Origin of the sequence: Companilactobacillus ginsenosidimutans, from assembly GCF_001050475.1 — a bacterium.
Classification (GTDB): Bacteria; Bacillota; Bacilli; order Lactobacillales; family Lactobacillaceae; genus Companilactobacillus; species Companilactobacillus ginsenosidimutans.
The window spans coordinates 557,976-579,641 of the sequence record NZ_CP012034.1; the positions used below are offsets into that span (position 1 = coordinate 557,976).

Genomic DNA, 21,666 nt, shown 5'->3' on the forward strand with positions numbered 1-21,666 from the left:
TGTATCACGATTCACTGTTCTTTACAAGTATTTTTTTATTTAACTACTATTTTAGACAAATCTCCTAATTTTGCAATTAAATGGTTTGTAATTACTAATTGAGTTAGACGATTCTTTTTAATATCCTCATTTTTATCCATAATCATATTTTCTTCGAAATAAGAATTAATTACTTCTTTCAATGAAGCAAGTTGATCATACAAATTAGTTGCATCTTTTGATTGAGAATTATAGATTGCTTGAACTTGTTTGTCCAATTCTTTCTCTGATGGATTTTCAAATAACGAATCGGCCATCTTCAAATCAGCACTATACTTGAAATCTGCTTTGGCCGCCAAGTTAACAACACGTCCAAGTGCTTCCATGATAGATTTAAAATCTACGTCGGCGACATGCTTTTGTAATACTTTAGCTGTATTTATCATAGAAATTGGGTCGATATTTGATCCTGAAGTGACGGCATCAACAATATCGTTTCTAACTGAAGTTGTATTCAACAATTGCTTGACACGATCAATTAAGAAGTCATTTAAATCATTAGCATTAGCCTGTAAATCAAGTTTTGCTGGAACGTTTAAGTTTTCAACAACGAATTTTTGTAAATCATTTAAATTCATTGACCAGTTATTTGCATCAAGAATTCTAATAATTCCGTAAGCTTGACGTCTCAACGCATATGGATCATTTGAGCCACTTGGAATTAAACCGACTGCATAAAATGTTACAAGAGAATCAATTTTATCAGCGATTGCTAAGGTTGCACCAACAGAAGTTGCTGGAAGTTCTCCGTCAGAAGAAATTGGCATGTAGTGTTCACGAATAGCTTTTGCAACACCATCACTCTCACCCATTATGCTGGCATATTTTTCTCCCATCACACCTTGTAATTCCGGAAATTCGTCAACCATATTAGTAACAAGATCAAATTTGTAAATATCGCTTGCACGGAGTAGATCCGTTTTCTCAGATTCACTTAATCCAAACAATCCCGCTAGATGTTCAGAAATTTGATGTACACGTTGCATTTTTTCATACATTGTTCCAATTTTAACGTGGAAATTAACAGTTTTAAGTTTAGCAACATAATCAGAAATTGATTTCTTTTGATCTTCCTTAAAGAAGAAATCGGCATCTTCAAGTCTAGCAACTAGAACCTTCTCATTACCTTGGATAACATTTTCAATGTGTTCCGAATTACCATTTCTAACACCAATAAAGTCTGGTTCAAGTTTTCCATCATGACTACGTGCATAGAAATATCTTTGATTATCCTTCATCGAAGTAATCAATACTTCTTCAGGAATTTCCAAATATTTACTATCAAATGTACCGTGGAATGTTGTTGGAAATTCAACTAGGTTATTTACTTCTTCAAGTAAATCCTCGTCTATATCTACTACCCAATCATTGTCATCAGCAATTGTTTGAATTTGATCTCTAATTAAATCCTTACGTTCCTTTGCATCAACAATAACAAATTGACTTCTAAGTTTTTCAACATAATCTCTTACGCTGTCAATCTCAACGTCCTCACCTAAAAAGCGATGGCCACGAGTCATGCGTCCAGATTCGACATCAAGAATTTTAAGTGAAATTTCTTCATCGTCCAATAGTGAAACTAGCCAGTGAATTGGACGGATATATTCGAAGTCATAGTTTCCCCAACGCATACGTGTTGGAAATGTTAAAGATTTAATTACTTCAGTCATTCCTTTAAGTACTTCAGAAACATCTTTTCCTGATTCATGTTTTTGAATGTAGGCGTATTCAACACCCTTTAATTCTTCAAAAAAGATGTCATCAGGAGTCATTCCCTGTCCTCTTGCAAATCCTTGAGCGGCTTTACTCCAATTACCCTCATCATCTTGAGCAATTTTCTTTGATGGACCTTTAGCTTTAACATCGATGTCATCTTGCTTTTCGGCAATGTCTTTGATGATAATGGCTAGTCTTCTAGGAGTTGAATATTTATCAATTTCAGAGAAAGAAATACGGTTATCTTTTAAAAACTTTGCAGTTTTTTGAGCTAGTTGATTGATACTTGGAGTAACGACATGTGCTGGCATTTCTTCAAGCCCAATTTCCAATAGATAATTTTTAGTCATTTGCTTTCTCCTTTGCTAAATCGCTGTTTGCTAATAATGGGAAACCTAACTTCTTACGTTCCTCAACAAATGCTTTGGCAACTTTATGTGCCATTTTTCTAATCCTTGACAAGAACGCTGCACGTTCAGTAACTGAAACAGCACCACGAGCGTCCAATAAGTTAAATGTGTGTGAACATTTCAAGATGTAATCATATGCCGGGTGAACCAAACCTAAGTCCATCAAACGATTAGCTTCTTTTTCATACTCATCAAAGAACTTGAAAAGCATGTCTTGATTACTTTCTTCGAAAGAATATTTTGAGTGTTCATATTCTGGTTCTTTAAAAATATCTCCGTATAAAACACCATCGCCCCATTCAAGATCATAAACAGAATTAACATCTTGAATATATGATGCCAATCTTTCGACACCATAAGTGATTTCACTTGTAACAGGATGGCATTGAAGTCCACCAACTTGTTGGAAGTATGTAAATTGACTAACTTCCATTCCATCAAGCCAAACTTCCCAACCAACACCGGCACAACCCATTGAAGGGTTTTCCCAATTGTCTTCAACGAATCGAATATCGTGTTCCAATGGTTCAATTCCTAGTGCACGTAATGAGTCAAGATAATATTCTTGAATGTTCTCTGGAGCTGGTTTCATTACAACTTGGAATTGGTGGTGTTGATATAAACGGTTAGGATTTTCACCATAACGTCCATCTGCAGGTCTTCTTGAAGGTTCAACATACGCTGCATTCCAGGGCTCAGGTCCTATGGCACGTAAAAAGGTATATGGACTCATTGTACCGGCACCCTTTTCAGTATCATATGCTTGCATTAACATGCAGCCTTTTTCACCCCAAAAATGTTGAAGCGTCAAAATCATATTTTGAATATTTAACTTCTTTGTCATAATTTCCCCCTTCAGATGTATACAACACAAAAATCGTCCCTTGCAGCGTACACTTGTGCATACTGCAAGGGACGATTTCTCGCGGTTCCACCCTTATTCAGAATTAAAATCAATTCTGCTCTTTAATATTTATATTAAAATTACGCCATAACTCATTGTGGCTTTCACCAGATCCACATCGCTTTTTTCATAACATTAATGATAATCACTTTCAGACTACTTGTCAATTGCTATAGATGCCAACTTTTCATCTTATCGATAAATGTTTTACTCTTCGGATAAAATCCTACCGTGCCCATATAGATTGAATCAATTGCCTTTTGAATCAAGTCCTTGTTGGAATTTTTTATCTCAACGCTACGAACTTGATCAATCTGAATATCACTGAATAACTGAAGAAAATACAAAATTCTCGGTGGTAGATGTAGTCTGTGAGGATCAGACGAATAATGTTTGGAACAAATAATTCCACCCAAAACTACGGAAAAATCAAAACTGCCCTCAGTTTCACCACCAACCACACATTGATGCATATTGGGAGCCACTCCATACACTTGTAATAAGTGCATTTGAATAATATTTACCAATATTTGTGCGTCGGCACCATTGTCAATGTACATCAGCGCCTTAAATACCGTCTTATACCAATCTTCCGGAAGCTTTTCATCCATGAAGGCGTTCTGAACGATATCAAATAAAAAAGTTGTATATGCATTCAATTCGATATCTTGAATAATCTGATCAAATTGTTTGATGTTCGTTGCTGAGTTCAGATAGGACAATCCTTCACTCTTAACTAATCCAGAATAATCACCATAGGAAAATGGAATTACTGCTCCAGAAATTTTGGATTTACCTGTCTGAGTTCCACGAACTAAAAAAGTTCGATATCCGTACTCTTTAGTCAATATTGTTACGAGTGCATCACGTTCACGATAGCGAGTTCTTTTAACGACAATACCGAAAAAGTTTGTCGTGTTACGATTCATTATCTAAGGTCCTTAACTGAATAGCCGGCCTTGGATAAGAATAATGGATCATCTCGCCAATTTTTCTTAACCTTAACCCAAAGCTTTAAGTTGATCTTCTCGCCAAGCAAATGTTCAATCTTAATTCTTGAACCGATACCAATGTTTTTTAACATGCTACCGCCTTTACCAATAACAATTGCCTTTTGACTATCGCGTTCAACATAAATTGTAGCTTCAACTTGCAATTTACCTGCTTCTGTCCTTTGATTCATTGATTCAACAATTACTGCAACTGAATGTGGAATTTCATCACGAGTATCATCAAGAATCTTTTCTCTGATAAGTTCACCCACGATGAAATACTCTGGGTGATCAGTAATTTGATCCTCATCATAATACTTGGGACCAATTGGTAAATGTTTAGTGAGTGAATCAATCAGATCTTCAACATTATTACCATTCGTAGCCGAAATCGGAATAACCTCAGCAAAGTCTAACAGGTCCTTGTATTCATCGATTTGTGGTGCAATATCATCGGGGTTGACCAAGTCAATTTTATTTAAAATCAAAAAAACAGGAGCTTTTACATTTGAGATTTCATCCATAATGAATTTGTCACCAGGTCCAGCTGATTGGCCTGCTTCTGTCATAAATAAAACAGCGTCGACTTCTTTTAATGCTGAAAGTGCAGCTTTATCCATGTATTGGTCCAAATCATTGTGAGGCTTGTGGATTCCAGGTGTATCAAGAAATACGATTTGACGTTCATCGTCCGTATAGATACCTTGAATTTTGTTTCTAGTTGTTTGCGCCTTTGGTGAGGTAATTGCAACTTGTTCTTTAATGATTCGATTCATAAATGTTGACTTACCAACATTGGGACGACCAACTATTGCAACGAATCCTGAGCGAAATTTATTATCCATAATTATTCCATGTCCTTATCACTGAATGCTAGAGGTAGTATTTCCGTAAATCTATATTCTTTATTCAAATTATCTTTGTTAGTTAAATATACAATATCATCTGGTCCCATGAACTCACTCATAACCTGTCTACAAGCGCCACATGGTTTCGACATTTCTTTGGTGCCATTCACAATCAAAATCGCTTTGAAATGTGTATGACCTTCAGAAACAGCCTTGAAGATAGCTGTCCTTTCGGCACAATTTGTAAGACCATATGATGCATTTTCAATATTAACTCCGGTATAAACAGTGTCATCTTCAGTGACTAATGCTGCACCAACTGAATAGTTTGAATATGGCGCATAAGCATTTTTCATGGCAGATATTGCTTTTGAAAAAAGTGTCTGTTCATCAATTGTCAATTTGATTACCTCTTATTTTTTTAAGCCGTAGGCGCTTAGTATCTTTTCTTGCAAGCCAATCATGACTTTCTCGTCTTCTGGCTTGATATGATCATAACCATTCAAGTGCAAAATTCCGTGAACAATTGTATATCCTAATTCGCGATCGAATGAATGCTCATATTCATCTGCATGCTCTTTAACAATCTCGACACTTATGAATAAATCACCCAGGTCGACAGGTAAATCAGGGATTTGTTGTTCAATGTAATCTAGTGAATCTTCACCATCATTAATAGCAAAACTAATAACATCTGTCGCACGGTCAGTATCACGATATTTCTTATTGATTTCATGAATCTTATCTTTAGTCACAAAATGGATTGATAATTGAGTGTTCTCATCTAATTCCAAGTCATTTGCTGCAAAGTCTACTAAATCTTCAACCCATTTTTGTCTTGTTTCATCAATTAAATTATCATCATTATAAATTTCTAAGTCCATTTACTAACTCCGTTTTTATTTTTCTTTGTCGTCTGCCCCATCATCGTACGCATCAATGATTTCAGCAACAACTGGGTGACGAACAACATCAGCAGATGTGAAATTAACGAATTCAATGTGTGGAAGATTTTGTAAAATTTTTTCAGCTTGAACCAAACCACTTCGTCCATGTCCTGGCAAATCGATTTGGGTAGCGTCACCATTTACAATCATTTTTGAATCAAAACCTAGACGAGTCAAAAACATTTTCATTTGTTCACGAGTAGTATTTTGTGCTTCATCCAAAATAACGAATGACTCATCTAGTGTACGTCCCCTCATATATGCAAGTGGAGCAACCTCAATCACTCCACGTTCCAAGAGACGATTAGTGTGGTCAGCACCCATAATTGCATACAAGGCATCGTAGATAGGTCTAAGGTATGGATCAACTTTTTCCTTTAAATCACCTGGAAGGAAGCCTAAACTCTCTCCAGCCTCAACTGCTGGTCTTGTAAGGACAATTCTCTGAACCGTACCTTGTTTAAGAGCTGCAACTGCCATTACGACTGCCACATAAGTCTTACCGGTACCAGCTGGTCCAATACCAAAGGTAATATCGTTATGTCGAATTGCATTAACGTATTGTCGTTGACCGAAATTTCTAACTCTAACCGGCTTGCCACTGAAATCTTTTAACAATTCTTCCTTATAAAGATCGTCAAAATAATCAAGTGTTCCTCGTTCGGCCATTTTCAATCCGCTGACAATATCTGCTGAACCAAAAGTGATCCCAGATGTGGAAAGCTTAATCAATTTGTTAATTAAAGCAATTGCTTTATCAACATCACTGGACTCTCCAACAATGTCAATTTGTTCTCCAAAGGCATGAACTTCAACGTTCAAACCTTCTTCAATCAGATTGAGATTGCTGTCGTTGACTCCAAAAATATTGACCGCATCTTGCGGATTGTTAATTTGAATACTCTTTTTTGTCTGTTCCTTATTATCAGCCAATAAATCACACCCCTGTCGTTACTGAAATGATACCATACGCATAGGAAAATCTAATGGAAAAGGTTTAATAATTGCACAGAAATATCAATTATTTTAAAAAATGAGAGCGTAAAAAAACCATATCCGTTAGGATATGGTTAAATTATTAACGACGCTTCTTATTACGCTTACGAGCAGCCTCTGATTTTAGCTTTCTTTTAACACTAGGTTTTTCGTAGAACTCACGTTTTCTGTATTCTTGAAGTGTTCCACTTTTTGAGACAGAACGTTTAAAGCGACGAAGAGCATCATCGAGCGACTCATTTTCATGAACGATAGTTTTTGCCATATGATATCCCTCCTTCCGATATTGAACGTAACTGCCTATTTCTTTCACAGTTCATATGTTATTATAACAAAAAGAGCTTAATGTTCAAACTATTTTTTAATTTTTTTAGGAGGAGTTTTTATGACACAAAAACAAGATGTCTTTGTCTTATCTGATGCAGCTGGTGAAACGGCTCAACGTGTTGCTAGAGCAGCCTTTTCACAATTTCCAATGTTAGATATTGAATATTCAAAGTTCCCATTTGTTAAAAATGATTCTCAACTTGAAAATATTTTGAAGCTAGCAAAAGAGAAAGATGCTGTAATTATTCATACTTTAGTCTCCAAAGAAACAATCAATGCCGTTGAAGATTTTTGTCAAAATAATGATGTTACTTATTATGACATTCTTAATCCCATTATTGGAACTTTTTCTCAAATGAAAGGTGTTAACCCACTCAGAAAGAAAGGATTAACGCATAACCTTGATTCTGAATATTTTGACATGATTTCAGCAATGGAATTTACTCTAACTAACGATGATGGCAAGAACCCTAAAGGTTTCCTTGATGCCGACTTAGTATTACTAGGAATTTCTAGAACCTCAAAAACGCCATTATCACTATACTTAGCAAATAAAAACATCAAAGTTGCAAACTTGCCACTTGTACCTACAGCAAGTATTCCTGATGAACTTTGGAAAGTTGACCCCAAAAAGATTGTTGGCCTCACCAACGACATGAATGTTCTACTTAAAATTCGTCGTCAAAGAATGATTGCCTATGGTTTGGACCCAGATACAGCTTATTCAGCTGAGGGCGAAATTCAAAAAGAATTAGACTATTCAAATAACATATATAACAAACTTGGATGTTTGGTGATTAATACTGCTGATCGATCAATTGAAGAAACAGCTGCACTTATTATGGAACAACTTAACATTAACGGATATCAAAAAAGCTAGCCTTCGGCTAGCTTTTATTTTTGCATTAATTTATTTTTCATATCAGGATCGAAGGTTTCTGTACGTAACATTTGTATTTCTTCTTTAAATGCCGGTACGCCCTTCTTATCATTTTCATCTTTCTTGACATAAGGAGTTTCCATAATCTTAGGAACATTTTCAAGTTGCGAGTGATGGGCAACATAGTTTAATGCATCGAAGCCAATCGTTCCAAATCCGATATCATCGTGACGATCTTTGTGAGATCCCTGTTCGTTTTTAGAATCATTCAGATGAATGACAGATATTTTATCAATTCCTAAAATATGGTCAAATTCATTCAGAACGCCGTCAAAGTCATTTTTAATATCATAACCGGCATCACTCATATGACAAGTGTCCATTGTAACGGATAACTTGTCATTTTTTTGACAATGATCAAAGATTTGAGCAATTTGTTCAAATGTAATACCTACTTCAGTACCCTTACCTGCCATTGTTTCGATGGCAATAGAAACTTTTTGTTCAGGAGTAATAATTTCATCCAATGCTTCTGCAATCTGTTTTAATGCAACATCTGGACCTTGTCCTAAATGTGCACCGGGATGGAAGCTGATGGCTTCAATGCCCAAAGCATCACTGCGCTTCATTTCTCCTTGCATAAACTCAATAGCAAAAGGTAAATTTTGAGGTTTGACAGTATTTCCAAGATTAATAATGTATGGAGCATGGCCAATAATATGATCAATGCCATATTCTTTTAATAATTTTTTACCTTCATCGATTCGCATCTCAGATACGTCTTTTCGACGTGTATTTTGAGGAGCACCAGTAAAAATCATCATAGCATTTGCATCATAACTATGTGCTTCCTCTGCGGAACCGACCAACATTTTTGGTGCTTTCATTGCGACATGTGATCCAATAATCATCAGTTAACCTCCAAATATTAGTAAATATGTTTTTGGTAGAATCTTCCCAGAACCTTAACGGTATCAGTTACACTGACAAACGCGTGAGGATCGGAGTCATACATTGCATTTTCAAGTTCGTGTTGTTCTGCACGAGATATTACTGTGAACAAAATAGTTTTTTGCTGATGCTTGTAGGCACCTTCTGCATCATGAACAATTGTAATACCACGACGCATTTCATTTTGAATTTCAGTGATGACACTTTTAGGTTTTGAAGTAACAATCATGACTTGTAATTTTTGATCCTTGTTATAAATCATGTCGATTACTTGACCATTTATAAAAATACTGACGGCAGAATACAGAGCGTGCACCCAGCCAAATAGGAATCCAGCACAGGCAATAATAAATAAATTAAATATGATATTTATTGTACCAACACTTTTACCAGTTTTCTTCCTCAGAATGATACCAACAATATCGATACCACCTGTTGAGATTCCATTTCTTAAAGCCATACCAGTACCAAATCCATTAACTACAGCACCAAATATTGCGCAAACTAATGGATCAGCTGTTACTTTTAGTGGTGGAATCCAATGCATCATAAATGATGATAGAATGACCGCCACAAACGTAAACATGGTAAATTTATGTTCAATTTTTAACCAAGATAATACAAAAAGTGGTGCATTCAAGACAACCAGCATAATAGCCGTTGAAACATGAAATGGTAACCACCGTTGACTAATTGTAGAAATCAGCTGGGCAGCACCAGTGATACCAGAACCATAGATTCCACCTGGTGTCCAAAACATGTTAACGGCTATTGATACAGTAATAGAATATAAAAACGCCACTGACAATTTTGATAAGCTTTGATGTCTTTCAATCAACTTATCGAGTTCATCCATATCTAAAAAGTCTCCTAAGAAAAATTTTTACTAAGTAATCATAGCACAAAAAAGGAGGGTTGTGACATAACCCTCTTGATTGTTTAATATGCGACACATAGGCGTTTTGTGTGGATATTACTTCTGATGTTTTTCCATATATGCAGCACGTCCACCACGTTCTTCCATTTCAAATCTTTCTGGATTTTTCTTATAAAAATCTTGATGATAATCTTCAGCAACATAAAATTCTTTTGCTGGCTGAATTTGAGTAACGATTGGATCATCAAATCTGTTTGACTCAACCAAATCCTGTCTAGACTGTTCTGCAATAGCCTTTTGTTCGTCTCCAGAATAATAAATAACGGGACGATAACTATCACCACGATCTTGGAATTGACCTGTAGCATCAGTTGGGTCTGCAACGGTCCAATAGATTTCAACTAATTCTTTATATGAAATCACATCGGCATCAAAAGTGATTTTAACAGCCTCAGTATGTCCTGTTGTTTCAGAACAAACTTGTTCATAGGTTGGATTAGGAACATGTCCACCAGTATAACCAGAAATTACGGAAATAATTCCAGGGTGTTGGTCAAAAGGATGAACCATGCACCAGAAACATCCCCCAGCAAATATAGCAGTTTCCTCTTTCATTACTTGTCGCCTTCTTCTACATACTTTTTATAATCAGAATAACCCTTTTCATCCATTTCTTCGTATGGGATAAATTTTAAAGCGGCTGAATTAATGCAATATCTCAAGCCACCCATTTCTTCAGGCCCATCATTGAACACATGACCCAAGTGAGAATTAGCATCCTCACTACGTACTTCAGTACGTTCACGAGCAAGCGAAGTATCTTTATTTTCTTTCAATTGAGCAATAGGCTGACTAAATGAAGGCCAACCACAGCCAGCATCATATTTATGAGCTGATGAAAACAGAGGTTCACCACTAGCAATATCAACATAGATGCCCTTTTGATAAAAATCATCATATTTACCACTAAAAGGACGCTCAGTCGTAGCATGTTGAGTAACCATATACTCCATCTCATCCAAATTATCTAAATCCTTCTTAAATTCCTTAGCCATAAAAACCACTCCTCATATAGAACTAACCACTCGAACTAATTGGTTCGTATTTAAACAGTATAAACAAAATGAGCAAGAGCGTAAAATCAAATGCTCTTGGGACCGGAGCATAAGATATAAGTTGCGGAGTGGGGCCCGTTGGCCCCCGGAACAACTCATATCTTATGTCGTAGGTCTCAATTTGATTTTACGCGTTTCCACAATTTGGGCCCGTCCGGCCCCCGCAGTTTTATTTGCCTTATGTCGGAGTGTTCAGTGATATTTTACGCGTTTCCACTGCATAACAGCACAAAAGTCCTTAAAGTTTCGAATAAATACTTGGCCCCCGGAACAACTCATATCTTATGTCGTAGGTCTCAATTTGATTTTACGCGTTTCCCCTACATAACAGTGAACCGTAACTAAAGCCCGCAAAAACAAAAAAAGAATCCCAAAAGGGATTCTAATCAGTAATATCTATTTCTCATCTTCAACTTGAATGCCAAGTTCATCCAATTGTTCCTTAGAAACACGTGCAGGCGCGTGTGTCATTGGTTCAGTAGCGTTGGAATTCTTAGGGAATGCAATTACGTCACGAATGTTTTCCTTACCGGAAAGAAGCATGGCGAAACGATCAAGACCAATTGCCAAACCACCATGTGGTGGACAACCGTATGTCAAAGCATCCATTAGGTAACCGAATTCGGCATTTGCTCTTTCAGGAGTGAAGTCTAATGCCTTAAGCATCTTCTCTTGAATTTCACGGTTGTGAATACGAATTGATCCACCACCAAGTTCATATCCATTAAGGACAATGTCATAACTTTGTGCATATGCTTTATGAGGATCTTCACCATCGTTAAGATAATGAACATCTTCTTCATTTGGCATAGTGAATGGATGGTGAGCTGCAGTCCATCTTTGAATTCCTTCATCGTATTCGAATAATGGCCAGTTAACAACCCAGACGTAAGCAAATTCGTTTGGATCATAAAGATGTAAGTTCTTGGCAATGTCAGTTCTCAAGTAACCGAGTGCATCAGCAACAACTTTCTTCTGATCGGCAACGAATAGTACCAAGTCATTGTTTGTTAATCCTAGACGTTTAACCAAATCATCTTCGTGAGAAGTAATAAATTTAGCTACTGGTCCAGTAAGCTTGTCATCGTTATATTTAACCCATGCCAAACCTTTAGCACCAAAACGTTTGATATATTCAGTGTAGGCATCGATATTCTTACGTGAATATTTATCGGCTGCATCTTTAACAACAATTGCCTTAACTTGACCACCATTATCAATGGCACCCTTAAACACTTTGAATTCTGAATCCGCAAAAATATCATTTAAGTTCTGTAATTCCATACCGAAACGAATATCAGGTTTATCTGAACCGTAACGGTCCATAGCATCGTCCCATTCAAGTCTTGGGAATGGTAATTTAACATCGATGCCCTTTTCATCTTTCATTACTCGAGCGATTAGGCCTTCAGTGACTTCTTGAATTTCTTCAGTTGACATAAAACTAGTTTCAATATCAATTTGAGTAAACTCTGGTTGACGATCTCCTCGAAGATCTTCATCTCTAAAACAATGAGCCAATTGGAAGTAACGATCAAACCCACCAACCATTAACAATTGTTTGAACAACTGTGGTGATTGAGGTAACGCATAAAAGCTTCCTGGATAAACTCTTGATGGAACTAAGTAATCACGAGCACCTTCTGGTGATGATTTACCTAAGTTAGGTGTTTCGATATCAATAAATCCATTGTCATACAAATATTCGTTAACAGAATGCTTTATTTGGGCGCGAGTTCTCAATGCTTTTTGCATAACCGGACGACGGAAATCTAAATAACGATACTTAAGTTTAGTCTCCTCGGTTGTATCAATATCATCAGCAATTTCAAATGGTGGAGTTTTTGATTTGTTCAAAATCTCAAGTTTTTCAACAACAACTTCAACCTTACCAGTCTTCATGTTAGGATTGATGGCCTTGTCACCACGTAATCTGACGGTACCAATAGCATTAATTACATATTCTGAACGTAAAGTCTCTGCTTGAGCAAAAATTTCACTATCATCGTTATTGAAAACAAGTTGAACGATTCCTCGGTAATCACGTAAATCAACAAAAATCAATCCACCTAGATCACGACGTCGTTGTACCCAACCATCTAATGAAACAGTTTTACCAACAAATTGTTCATTGACGTCTCCGCAATAATTTGTTCTTTTTTCCATTATTTATCCTCGATTCTTTTTAGCTCATCTGATAAGTTTTCAAGTGAAACAGCATGCTCGTCACCTGTTGCCATGTTTTTAACATTGGCAGTATCATTTTCCAGCTCATGATCACCAATCGTTACAGAATATTTGGCGTTTAAATTATTGGCAGTTTTAAATTGAGCCTTTGTTTTACGTTGAAGATAATCTTTATCGGCAGAAAAACCTGCTTTACGTAATGATGACAAAATTTTCACAGATGCCTTTTCGGCTTTCTCACCGATTGTTACTAAATAGATGTTTAAATCGGTTGTAAGATTTAATTTATCATTTAGCAATAAGAGCAATCTCTCCACTCCAAGTCCAAATCCAATACCAGGAGTTTCTGGACCTCCGAGTTCTTCAACCAAGCCATTATAACGGCCACCCGCAAGAACAGTAATTTCTTTATTATTGAATGCTGGATCTGTAACCATAAATTCAAAAATAGTGTGATTGTAGTAGTCCAATCCACGAACCATAGTCGAATCAACAACATAGTTAATATTTAAATCATCAAGCAATGTCTTTAAATATTCGAAACGATCTTTTGATTCCTCGTTCAAATAATCTAAGATTGACGGCGCATTCTCAACTATTTTTTGATCATTCTTATCTTTACTATCAAGAATACGTAAAGGATTTTTATCTAAACGCACTTTAGAATCGTCACTAAGTTGTTCTTTAAATGGTGTGAAATAGTCAACCAATGCCCTGTGATAATTCTCTCTTGATTCAGGATCTCCAAGTGTATTAATTGCCACTTTGAGATTTTTAATTCCGAGTTCATTTAGAAACTCTAATCCCATCGTAATAATTTCGACATCAAGTTCTGGAGAATTTGATCCAAATGCTTCGACACCAATTTGATGGAATTGACGTTGGCGACCAGATTGTGGACGTTCATATCTAAACATCGGTCCTTTGTACCAAACTTTATAAGGCTTGATGTGTTCAGGACCATATAATTTATTCTCAACATAAGCCCGAACAACGCCAGCAGTTCCTTCTGGACGAAGTGCTAAATGACGGTCACCTTTATCTTTGAAATCATACATTTCCTTTGAAACAATATCCGAAGTGTCTCCTGATGAACGTTCAAATACCTCATAAGATTCAAAAATTGGTGTTCTAATTTCAAAAAAACGGTAACGATTAAAAACATTTTTAGCAACATCTTCAACATATTGCCATTTGCTAGATTCTCCGGGCAAAATATCCATCGTACCCTTTGGCTTTTGATAGCGCATTTATATACTCCTTTTCAAATAAAAAAAGCATCCCTGTCATAAGACAAGGGTGCTTTTGGCACGGTACCACCTAGTTTTGTTCTACAGTTAACGCCTGCCATACGTTTGTGATACGTCACTCAAATGTTTACTGTCTGTTCTCAGCTTTCAGACTCTCTGTGAAGTAAATGATATTTGATTAAATAACATAGTTATAAACTAATCAAATAATGCCGAGTTGTCAAGTTTCATATTGTCAAAACTGATTTTTCTCAATCCATATTATGTGTTAAAATTGTCAAGTTTTCTATAAAAGTTAAGATTGTTTGAGATATATTGAAATATTTTTAGTAATATATACATATGAGTAAAAACACAAAAAAATTGCGACATAAAAAAGGAATCTTTTATATGAAGAAAATTCTAGAGTTCTTGCGTAAATATAAAATAATTGTCGCCTTAATCTTTTTACTTTGCATTTCAAGCGTATCTACTGTCGCTCTAGCAAATGCAAATTCAATTACTGTTAAATCCGATTCAGTTAACGTGCGTGTTGGTCCTGGACTCTCCTACGCTAATATGGGTCAAGTAAAAAAAGGCGACAAACTTTCAATTATTAGTGAAAAAAATAAGTGGTATGAGGTCAGGCTTGCTGGTGACAAAATTGGTTGGGTAGCAAGTTGGTTGTTGGATAATACGACCGTTAGTTCAACCACTAATAAAGTCGGCATTATAAAAGTTCAAAACACTACAGTTTTCAAAAATGCTGATGCAACTTCTGCCGTTCTTGGAACCGTTTCTCAGTCACAAAAAGTTTCAATCATGTATCAAGAAAATGATTGGACCCAAATCCTTTACAAAGGATCTGCCGGCTGGGTAAAGAGTGACTTCATTCAAAGCACACAAGAAACATCCGGTGAAAATTCATCAAAACAAAGCCAAGATAAATCAAATAGTAATGATGTTAAAACTGTCACAGTAACACAACCTAGCACGAAATTCAGAATTGAACCAGATTCTAATTCAAGAATTATTAAAACTGTCAATGTTGGAAAAACATACGACTATCTTGGCAAAAATGGTAAATGGTACGAAGTTCGTGATAAAGACGGTTCAGTTGGTTATGTTGCTAGCTGGGTTGTTACGGTATCAGGAACTATGGATCCGATTAAATCAGCCGCAACTAATATTTCAGAAGCTACAATCGTATTAGATCCCGGTCATGGTGGTGACGATGTCGGCGCCGAGTCCAAGAAAGATACTTATGAAAAGAAATTCACCTTAATCTACGCTCAGGCAATTAAACAAGAGTTAGAGAAAACTGGTGCACGTGTAATTATGACTAGAAATGGTGATCAAACTAAATCATTAGGGTCACGTGCCAGATTATCTTCAAAAATTGAGGCCGATGCATTTATAAGTCTTCATTTTGATTCAAGTACTTCCGCAAATGCAGGGTCAGGAATAACAACCTATTACTACACATCAAATAAAGATGGAAAACTTGCTACGGACATTAATAATCAACTTAAAGGTATCAAGATTAACAATCGTGGTACTCAACAAAAAGATTTATACGTTTTGCACTACAATAGTCAACCATCGATACTGCTGGAGCTAGGTTACATTAATTCAAAATCAGATTACAAACACATTAACTCTCAAGCATACCAACAACAAGTTGCTAAAGCTGTTACAGCGGGATTGAAAAACTATTTTCAATGATTCAAATACAAAAACAGTCACATCATTTGATTGATGTGCCTGTTTTTTGTGTTTAGGCATCGTTAAATTTTAATCTTTACAATTTTCCAGGTATTTGTGATAAATCTGTAACTGTCTCGTCTTGACCAAAATCACTGTTGTTCTCTGCCAATAACATCGTATTGGCACCAACAGACTTGCCAAAATCAATATCGATTTTACGGTCACCAATTACCCATAAATCAGATGTATTAAGTGAATACTTCTTAATTAGATAATCAAGCATATTTGAATCTGGTTTACGCTTAAAATCTTTTTCAACGCTTACCACTTCGGTAAATATATCCTCAATTTCCAGTGATTTCGTGAGTTCGTAAATTGACTCATCACGATGGGTAACGACAAATTGTTGTACACCCTGCTCATTTAATAATTTTAAAGTATTTAGAGCATGTGGAATTAATCTAATTTTATTTTGATACTGTTTTTCTAACAATTTATAATCATGATAGAAAATCTTGACATCACGATCAACATTTTCACCGGATTCCCTTTTTTCACTAAAGAGGTCTGTGATGTATTGTCTAATTGAAGTGTCCTTAATGTCTTTATAGATGGTGTCTTTGGATAATTCTATTTGGAAGTTATCTTTTAAAGACTGCTGAACTGCAATTACCATCCCCGGATAGCTGTTTGCGAGCGTTCCGTCGAAATCCCATACTATACTTGTCATATTTATCGCTCCATTATTATTGTTACAGGTCCGTCGTTAGTTAAATCAATTTGCATATCTGCACCAAACTCGCCTGTTTCAACTTCTAATCCATGTTCAACTAATGCTGCATTGAATCGATCATACTTTTTCTTAGAATCCTCGAAATTACCAGCACCAGTGAAACTCGGTCTATTACCATGTTTGGTATCAGCATAGAGTGTAAATTGAGAAATAGAAAGAATTTTACCTTGTATATCTTTAATGGATAAATTCATTTTATCGTTCTCATCTGAAAATATCCGCATATTTGCTACTTTTCGTGCCATGTATTCAAGTGTTTCATCAGTGTCCTCATCAGCAAAAGCAACTAACAAACAAAATCCTTGATCAATTTGACCAAGGACTTTTTTATCGACTGAAACTTTTGCCTGGGAGACACGTTGGATAACCATTTTCATTATTCAATTGTCCTCTTAACTTCATAGACATCTGGAACACTATTCAATTTTGAAATAATTTGATCCAAATGTGCTTTATTATTTACTCCGACACTGACATGAATGATTGCCATTTTGTCTTTATCAAGACTTCCATTGACATTATTCAATGCATTAGTGGTTGAGTTTATTACTTGTAAAATATCATTCAACATACCATTTCTGTTGAATCCATAAATATCCAATTCGGCCATGTAACGTTTTTCAGAGGTGACATTATCCCAACTTACTTCAATAAAACGTTTCTTAGCTTCTTCACTTTGAACATTAGGACAATCGGCACGATGAATTGTAAGTCCACGTCCTTTAGTAATGTATCCAACAATTTCATCCCCTGGAATAGGATTACAACACTTAGCTAAACGAATTAGCAAATTGTCGATTCCTGCAACGGAAATACTTGAGTTAGCATTACTACGTTCTTTTTGAATCTTGTTTTGTACATGTTCGTTTGGAACTTTTGGAGCATTGCTATCAGTATTTGTGATAACTTTTTCTTCTAGTTCTTTACGTTCAGTTTCTTTTTTATTTTCAGGATCTTCGTTAATTAACTTATGGACAACATTTTTAGGCGATAACTCACCATAACCGACTGAATTAAACAATTCCTCAGCGTCTTGGTAATTGAAAATTTCAACAACACTCTCAATGTGAGACTTATCCAAGAATTTTTTTGCAGACAGTGATTGGTTCTTCAGTTCTGCTTCAACCAATTCGCGACCCAAAACAATATTCTCTTGACGGTCTTTCACTCTGAAATAACGTTTAATCTTGTTTCTTGCACGAGTCGTATAAACTAATTTAACCCAATCACGGCTTGGTTTTGCATTCGAAGAAGTCAACATTTCAACAATGTCACCATTTTTAAGTTGGTAATTTAACGGAACCATACGACCATTAACTTTTGCACCAATTGAGTGACTACCAACTTCAGTATGAACTTGATAGGCGAAATCTAGTGGTACTGAACCCTTTGGTAATTCAATAACTTCCCCTTGAGGTGTAAAGACATATACTCTGTCATTGAAAATTTCACCTTTGACAGACTTCATGAAATCAGCAGCGTTATCTGAACTTTCTTGTAATTCAAGGATTTCTCTAAAGACATCAATCTTTTGTTCATCATCATCGAGGTGAACACCTTTGAAGTTACCTTCTTTATATGCCCAGTGAGCAGCAACACCATATTCAGCAACATCATGCATCTTGTAGGTTCTGATTTGAACTTCAAGTGGTTGACCACCAGGACCGATGATAGTTGTGTGCAATGATTGATAACCATTGGTTTTAGGAACGGCAATATAATCTTTAAAGCGTCCTGGAATTGGTTTCCACTTTGAGTGAATTGAACCCAGAACTGCATAACAATCTTTGACGGTATCAACAACAATTCTAATTGCTAATAAATCATATAACTCAGAAAATTGTTTATGCTTGTCACGCATTTTTTTATAGATTGAATAAATATGTTTTGGACGTCCATATATCTCATACTTGATATCAAGTGAATCAACACTGGTTTTAATGTACTTGATAGCTTCAGAGATATAGCCTTCACGCTCTTCACGCTTGCTATTCATCAAATGAACAATTCTGTAATACTGTTGTGGATTAATGTATTGCAAGGAAAGATCTTCCAGCTCCCACTTGATTTTACTGATACCTAATCGATCAGCAAGTGGTGCATAGATTTCCAAAGTCTCATTAGCAATTCGACGTTGCTTATCCGGTCTTAATGCCTTTAAAGTGCGCATATTGTGTAATCTATCTGCCAATTTGACCATAATGACACGCAAATCTTTTGCCGTAGCAATTAACATCTTACGATGATTTTCAGCCAACAATTCTTGATGTGAATGATACTTATACTTACTAATTTTTGTAACACCATCAACAATTGTTGCAACTTGCTCGCCAAATAGTTCTTGAACATCGCCTAAGGTAATATTGGTGTCTTCGACAACATCATGTAAATATCCAGCAGCTACAGTATAAGGGTCCATATGTAACGAGGCTAGGATCTGTGCAACTTGAGTAGGATGAATAATATATGGCTCTCCAGTAGCACGTTTCTGTTCTTTGTGTACATATGCAGCAAAATTATAGGCTTTGTTGACAAATTCAACATGCTCTTCATTCATGTATTCCCGACAAATATCCAGAACTTCTTCAGGAGTATAATCTTCTCTTTTTTTCATCCTATCACTCCCTCTTTCTTACAATAAAAAGCACTCTATGAGTGCTTTTTTCTTATTTATTATTATCATGTATTAATTATTAAAATTCAATTAATTTAATCATCAAATAGGAAATAAATTAAAATACTAATGACAAGGTAAATTCCGGCTAAGAAATAACCATAACGTCCATACTTGGCAAAAACACTTACTACAAATAATACTGGGAAAATTACTAGGTTATAAAATGACAACGAATATCTTTTTGCAAACCAACCAATGAAACCAGAAAAAACAACATTGATGATAAAGAACAAGAAAATGATTCGATTGCTTCTACCTAAGTGAAACAAATTAAATAGTATTGGTAACAAGAATACCAGCACAATTGATATAAGCGTTATGTAGATAGTCTTAGATTTTTTTACTTCAGTCCAAAGATTCTTCAAAATTTATTCCTCATTCATTCGTAATTCATATTTATAGGATATCACTGATAACAAGTACATGGGTGCAGTTTCGGCACGAAGAATTCTTGGTCCTAATCCAATTGATTGATATCCATTTTGTGTAAGCTCACTAATTTCATCTGGTGAAAATCCACCCTCTGGCCCAAATACACCAACAATGGAGCCATTTTGGTTGTTTGATAGTGCATTTGCCAATGCACTAGTTTCGCCATGTTTCGCCGATTCTTCATAAGCAACCAATTTAACATTAACGTTCAAATCATTTAATTGACTGAACTTTTTCAAAAACTTTACTTCTGGAATGATTAAACGTTTAGACTGTTGTGCTGCATTTTTAGCAATTTCTCTTAATCGATCTAATTTCTTCTCAACTACATTGTCTTTCCAAGTCATAATTGAATATCTTGAATTGAAAAAGATAATTTTGTTGGCGCCAAGTTCAGTTGCCTTTTGAGTTATCCATTCAATTTTATCTTTTTTTGACAATGAACATGCAATTGTAACCTCAACCGGTAATTCGGTTGTTGGTAAATTACTTTTCTCGACATTAAAAATAGCATTTTTATCTTCAATTGATTCCAAAGTAGCCTTGAACAAATCGTTTTCGGTATCAACCAAAAAAATTGTGTCACCAATTTTGTGCCGCAGTACTGTAATTATATGCTTAAATTGCTCTTTGTCATCAAGATTAAATTCATTACTATCAATTTTCTTATTAACGAAGTATTGCTCCATTTTGTGCCTCAATATTTTCTATACGTTTACAAATTAAAGTTGACCAACCTTTTAAGTGGAAAACTTCGATAACGCCAAATCCATGTTCTTCCATTGATTCGGTAATTTGTTGTTCTTTTTCATTTATGATCCCAGAAAGGATTACAAATCCGTCTGGATTCAGATGTGATTCAATATCAGGAACAAATTTCATAATGATATCTGCTAAAATGTTGGCGACAATCACATCAACTTTTCCCTTCACACCATCTAATAGCGAATTTTCATATACAGGGATGTCTGTACAATCAGAGTTCAATTTAAGATTTTCTTTGGCAGCTTCAACCGCTTCTGGATCCAAATCAAAAGCTGTAATGTCTTTAACACCCAATTTCCTTGCTTGAATAGAAAGAATACCTGATCCAGTTCCAACATCATACATTGACTCTGCATCACCTAAAATTAATTCCAAGGCCTGCATACATGTGAATGTAGTTGGATGTGTACCAGTTCCAAATGATTTTCCCGGATCCATTATTATAGTAGTCTCATTGTTTTGTGTCTCGTAATTAACCCATTGTGGGACAACCGTTAAGTAGCGGCTGATATGAATTGGATGGTAATATTCCTTCCAGTTGTTTTCCCAGTCTGCATCATCCATCAATGTTTGTTTAACAGAAATATTTGTGACATCAAATCCGAAGTTAGTAAGATTATTGATTTCCTCAGTCAAATTATCAACAATTTTGTCCGAAAAATTATCTTCATCAAAATACGCATTCACGGTTACAAATGGTAATTGCTCGTGATTATCGTATACTTCACCATATTTACTATGAACTGAAGATTCGTCGTTGTCGATGATCTCAGTTCCTTGTGCACCAACATTCATTAATACATCAGAAATTATTTCTTCATCAAAATTATTTGGTATTTCTACACTTACCTTTATCCACTTCATTAAATGCCTC

Annotated in this window: 22 protein-coding genes; 2 read left to right on the forward strand and 20 right to left on the reverse strand. The window is 35.6% G+C overall.

From position 1 onward, the window contains the following. Nucleotides 1-35 precede the first annotated feature (35 nt). The 8 genes from glyS to rpsU form a co-directional block, all read right to left on the reverse strand. Nucleotides 36-2,105, reverse strand: a complete 2,070-nt coding sequence (gene glyS / locus ABM34_RS02910; protein ID WP_048703184.1) for a glycine--tRNA ligase subunit beta — start codon at nucleotides 2,103-2,105, stop codon at nucleotides 36-38. Next, a complete protein-coding gene (glyQ, locus tag ABM34_RS02915) occupies nucleotides 2,098-3,009 on the reverse strand; it encodes a glycine--tRNA ligase subunit alpha (RefSeq protein WP_048703187.1) in 912 nt (303 codons plus the stop codon). The genes glyS and glyQ overlap by 8 nt, the downstream gene beginning before the upstream one ends. A 230-nt stretch (nucleotides 3,010-3,239) precedes the next feature. Continuing rightward, the gene (gene recO / locus ABM34_RS02920) at nucleotides 3,240-3,998 is read right to left on the reverse strand and encodes a DNA repair protein RecO (RefSeq protein ID WP_048703190.1); all 759 of its coding nucleotides are present in this window, start codon (nucleotides 3,996-3,998) and stop codon (nucleotides 3,240-3,242) included. Further along, nucleotides 3,998-4,906 (reverse strand): GTPase Era, encoded by a 909-nt coding sequence (era, locus tag ABM34_RS02925; RefSeq protein WP_048703193.1) that lies wholly within the window; start codon nucleotides 4,904-4,906, stop codon nucleotides 3,998-4,000. Before era ends, recO begins: the two co-directional genes overlap by 1 nt. Before the next feature lie 2 nt (nucleotides 4,907-4,908). Then, nucleotides 4,909-5,310, reverse strand: a complete 402-nt coding sequence (locus ABM34_RS02930; RefSeq protein ID WP_157023203.1) for a cytidine deaminase — start codon at nucleotides 5,308-5,310, stop codon at nucleotides 4,909-4,911. 12 nt (nucleotides 5,311-5,322) lie between these two features. Beyond that, complete coding sequence (gene ybeY / locus ABM34_RS02935) at nucleotides 5,323-5,793, reverse strand: rRNA maturation RNase YbeY (RefSeq protein ID WP_048703195.1); 471 nt, start codon at nucleotides 5,791-5,793, stop codon at nucleotides 5,323-5,325. A gap of 15 nt (nucleotides 5,794-5,808) precedes the next feature. Beyond that, complete coding sequence (locus ABM34_RS02940; protein WP_048703198.1) at nucleotides 5,809-6,789, reverse strand: PhoH family protein; 981 nt, start codon at nucleotides 6,787-6,789, stop codon at nucleotides 5,809-5,811. A 145-nt stretch (nucleotides 6,790-6,934) separates the two neighbouring features. After that, nucleotides 6,935-7,117 (reverse strand): 30S ribosomal protein S21, encoded by a 183-nt coding sequence (gene rpsU / locus ABM34_RS02945; protein ID WP_010623558.1) that lies wholly within the window; start codon nucleotides 7,115-7,117, stop codon nucleotides 6,935-6,937. A gap of 120 nt (nucleotides 7,118-7,237) precedes the next feature. Here rpsU and ABM34_RS02950 point away from each other — a divergent pair, with 120 nt between their 5' ends. Further along, nucleotides 7,238-8,059: a pyruvate, water dikinase regulatory protein gene (locus tag ABM34_RS02950; protein ID WP_048703203.1), complete on the forward strand. Its 822-nt coding sequence runs from the start codon at nucleotides 7,238-7,240 to the stop codon at nucleotides 8,057-8,059. A 14-nt stretch (nucleotides 8,060-8,073) separates the two neighbouring features. Here ABM34_RS02950 and ABM34_RS02955 read toward each other — a convergent pair whose 3' ends face one another. From ABM34_RS02955 to hisS, 6 genes are all read right to left on the reverse strand, one after another. Beyond that, nucleotides 8,074-8,970 carry a deoxyribonuclease IV gene (locus tag ABM34_RS02955; RefSeq protein ID WP_048703205.1) on the reverse strand — a complete coding sequence of 299 codons (897 nt, stop codon included), beginning with the start codon at nucleotides 8,968-8,970 and terminating at the stop codon, nucleotides 8,074-8,076. Between the two features lie 17 nt (nucleotides 8,971-8,987). Next, nucleotides 8,988-9,866, reverse strand: coding sequence for a YitT family protein (locus tag ABM34_RS02960; RefSeq protein WP_048703209.1), 879 nt, complete (start codon nucleotides 9,864-9,866; stop codon nucleotides 8,988-8,990). Between the two features lie 117 nt (nucleotides 9,867-9,983). Then, complete coding sequence (msrA, locus tag ABM34_RS02965) at nucleotides 9,984-10,502, reverse strand: peptide-methionine (S)-S-oxide reductase MsrA (protein ID WP_048703211.1); 519 nt, start codon at nucleotides 10,500-10,502, stop codon at nucleotides 9,984-9,986. Further along, the gene (msrB, locus tag ABM34_RS02970) at nucleotides 10,502-10,942 is read right to left on the reverse strand and encodes a peptide-methionine (R)-S-oxide reductase MsrB (RefSeq protein ID WP_048703212.1); all 441 of its coding nucleotides are present in this window, start codon (nucleotides 10,940-10,942) and stop codon (nucleotides 10,502-10,504) included. Before msrB ends, msrA begins: the two co-directional genes overlap by 1 nt. A gap of 456 nt (nucleotides 10,943-11,398) precedes the next feature. Beyond that, nucleotides 11,399-13,168 (reverse strand): aspartate--tRNA ligase, encoded by a 1,770-nt coding sequence (gene aspS, locus ABM34_RS02975; protein WP_048703214.1) that lies wholly within the window; start codon nucleotides 13,166-13,168, stop codon nucleotides 11,399-11,401. Then, the gene (hisS, locus tag ABM34_RS02980) at nucleotides 13,168-14,439 is read right to left on the reverse strand and encodes a histidine--tRNA ligase (RefSeq protein WP_048703215.1); all 1,272 of its coding nucleotides are present in this window, start codon (nucleotides 14,437-14,439) and stop codon (nucleotides 13,168-13,170) included. The genes aspS and hisS overlap by 1 nt, the downstream gene beginning before the upstream one ends. A gap of 390 nt (nucleotides 14,440-14,829) precedes the next feature. Between hisS and ABM34_RS02985 the strand changes: the two genes are divergently transcribed. After that, complete coding sequence (locus tag ABM34_RS02985; RefSeq protein ID WP_048703217.1) at nucleotides 14,830-16,143, forward strand: N-acetylmuramoyl-L-alanine amidase; 1,314 nt, start codon at nucleotides 14,830-14,832, stop codon at nucleotides 16,141-16,143. A 76-nt stretch (nucleotides 16,144-16,219) separates the two neighbouring features. On the opposite strand, the gene ABM34_RS02990 is transcribed toward ABM34_RS02985, so the two are convergent. From ABM34_RS02990 to prmA, 6 genes are all read right to left on the reverse strand, one after another. Further along, the gene (locus ABM34_RS02990) at nucleotides 16,220-16,855 is read right to left on the reverse strand and encodes an HAD hydrolase-like protein (protein ID WP_048703219.1); all 636 of its coding nucleotides are present in this window, start codon (nucleotides 16,853-16,855) and stop codon (nucleotides 16,220-16,222) included. A 2-nt stretch (nucleotides 16,856-16,857) separates the two neighbouring features. Then, nucleotides 16,858-17,295 carry a D-aminoacyl-tRNA deacylase gene (dtd, locus tag ABM34_RS02995; RefSeq protein ID WP_048703220.1) on the reverse strand — a complete coding sequence of 146 codons (438 nt, stop codon included), beginning with the start codon at nucleotides 17,293-17,295 and terminating at the stop codon, nucleotides 16,858-16,860. Continuing rightward, nucleotides 17,295-19,532, reverse strand: coding sequence for a RelA/SpoT family protein (locus ABM34_RS03000; RefSeq protein ID WP_048703223.1), 2,238 nt, complete (start codon nucleotides 19,530-19,532; stop codon nucleotides 17,295-17,297). The genes dtd and ABM34_RS03000 overlap by 1 nt, the downstream gene beginning before the upstream one ends. Nucleotides 19,533-19,627: 95 nt before the next feature. Next, a complete protein-coding gene (locus tag ABM34_RS03005; RefSeq protein ID WP_232298619.1) occupies nucleotides 19,628-19,960 on the reverse strand; it encodes a hypothetical protein in 333 nt (110 codons plus the stop codon). Between the two features lie 3 nt (nucleotides 19,961-19,963). Then, nucleotides 19,964-20,716 (reverse strand): 16S rRNA (uracil(1498)-N(3))-methyltransferase, encoded by a 753-nt coding sequence (locus ABM34_RS03010; RefSeq protein WP_048703227.1) that lies wholly within the window; start codon nucleotides 20,714-20,716, stop codon nucleotides 19,964-19,966. Then, entirely contained in the window at nucleotides 20,697-21,656 is a 960-nt protein-coding gene (gene prmA / locus ABM34_RS03015; RefSeq protein ID WP_048703229.1) for a 50S ribosomal protein L11 methyltransferase, read from the reverse strand. Before prmA ends, ABM34_RS03010 begins: the two co-directional genes overlap by 20 nt. Between the last annotated feature and the right edge of the window lie 10 nt (nucleotides 21,657-21,666).

Coding starts and splice junctions, on each gene's coding strand:
- glyS (WP_048703184.1), bottom strand. CDS start 2,105: ATGACTAAAAATTATCTATTGGAAATTGGGCTTGAAGAAATGCCAGCA.
- glyQ (WP_048703187.1), bottom strand. CDS start 3,009: ATGACAAAGAAGTTAAATATTCAAAATATGATTTTGACGCTTCAACAT.
- recO (WP_048703190.1), bottom strand. CDS start 3,998: ATGAATCGTAACACGACAAACTTTTTCGGTATTGTCGTTAAAAGAACT.
- era (WP_048703193.1), bottom strand. CDS start 4,906: ATGGATAATAAATTTCGCTCAGGATTCGTTGCAATAGTTGGTCGTCCC.
- ybeY (WP_048703195.1), bottom strand. CDS start 5,793: ATGGACTTAGAAATTTATAATGATGATAATTTAATTGATGAAACAAGA.
- rpsU (WP_010623558.1), bottom strand. CDS start 7,117: ATGGCAAAAACTATCGTTCATGAAAATGAGTCGCTCGATGATGCTCTT.
- ABM34_RS02950 (WP_048703203.1), top strand. CDS start 7,238: ATGACACAAAAACAAGATGTCTTTGTCTTATCTGATGCAGCTGGTGAA.
- ABM34_RS02955 (WP_048703205.1), bottom strand. CDS start 8,970: ATGATTATTGGATCACATGTCGCAATGAAAGCACCAAAAATGTTGGTC.
- ABM34_RS02960 (WP_048703209.1), bottom strand. CDS start 9,866: ATGGATGAACTCGATAAGTTGATTGAAAGACATCAAAGCTTATCAAAA.
- msrA (WP_048703211.1), bottom strand. CDS start 10,502: ATGAAAGAGGAAACTGCTATATTTGCTGGGGGATGTTTCTGGTGCATG.
- msrB (WP_048703212.1), bottom strand. CDS start 10,942: ATGGCTAAGGAATTTAAGAAGGATTTAGATAATTTGGATGAGATGGAG.
- aspS (WP_048703214.1), bottom strand. CDS start 13,168: ATGGAAAAAAGAACAAATTATTGCGGAGACGTCAATGAACAATTTGTT.
- hisS (WP_048703215.1), bottom strand. CDS start 14,439: ATGCGCTATCAAAAGCCAAAGGGTACGATGGATATTTTGCCCGGAGAA.
- ABM34_RS02985 (WP_048703217.1), top strand. CDS start 14,830: ATGAAGAAAATTCTAGAGTTCTTGCGTAAATATAAAATAATTGTCGCC.
- ABM34_RS02990 (WP_048703219.1), bottom strand. CDS start 16,855: ATGACAAGTATAGTATGGGATTTCGACGGAACGCTCGCAAACAGCTAT.
- dtd (WP_048703220.1), bottom strand. CDS start 17,295: ATGAAAATGGTTATCCAACGTGTCTCCCAGGCAAAAGTTTCAGTCGAT.
- ABM34_RS03000 (WP_048703223.1), bottom strand. CDS start 19,532: ATGAAAAAAAGAGAAGATTATACTCCTGAAGAAGTTCTGGATATTTGT.
- ABM34_RS03010 (WP_048703227.1), bottom strand. CDS start 20,716: ATGGAGCAATACTTCGTTAATAAGAAAATTGATAGTAATGAATTTAAT.
- prmA (WP_048703229.1), bottom strand. CDS start 21,656: ATGAAGTGGATAAAGGTAAGTGTAGAAATACCAAATAATTTTGATGAA.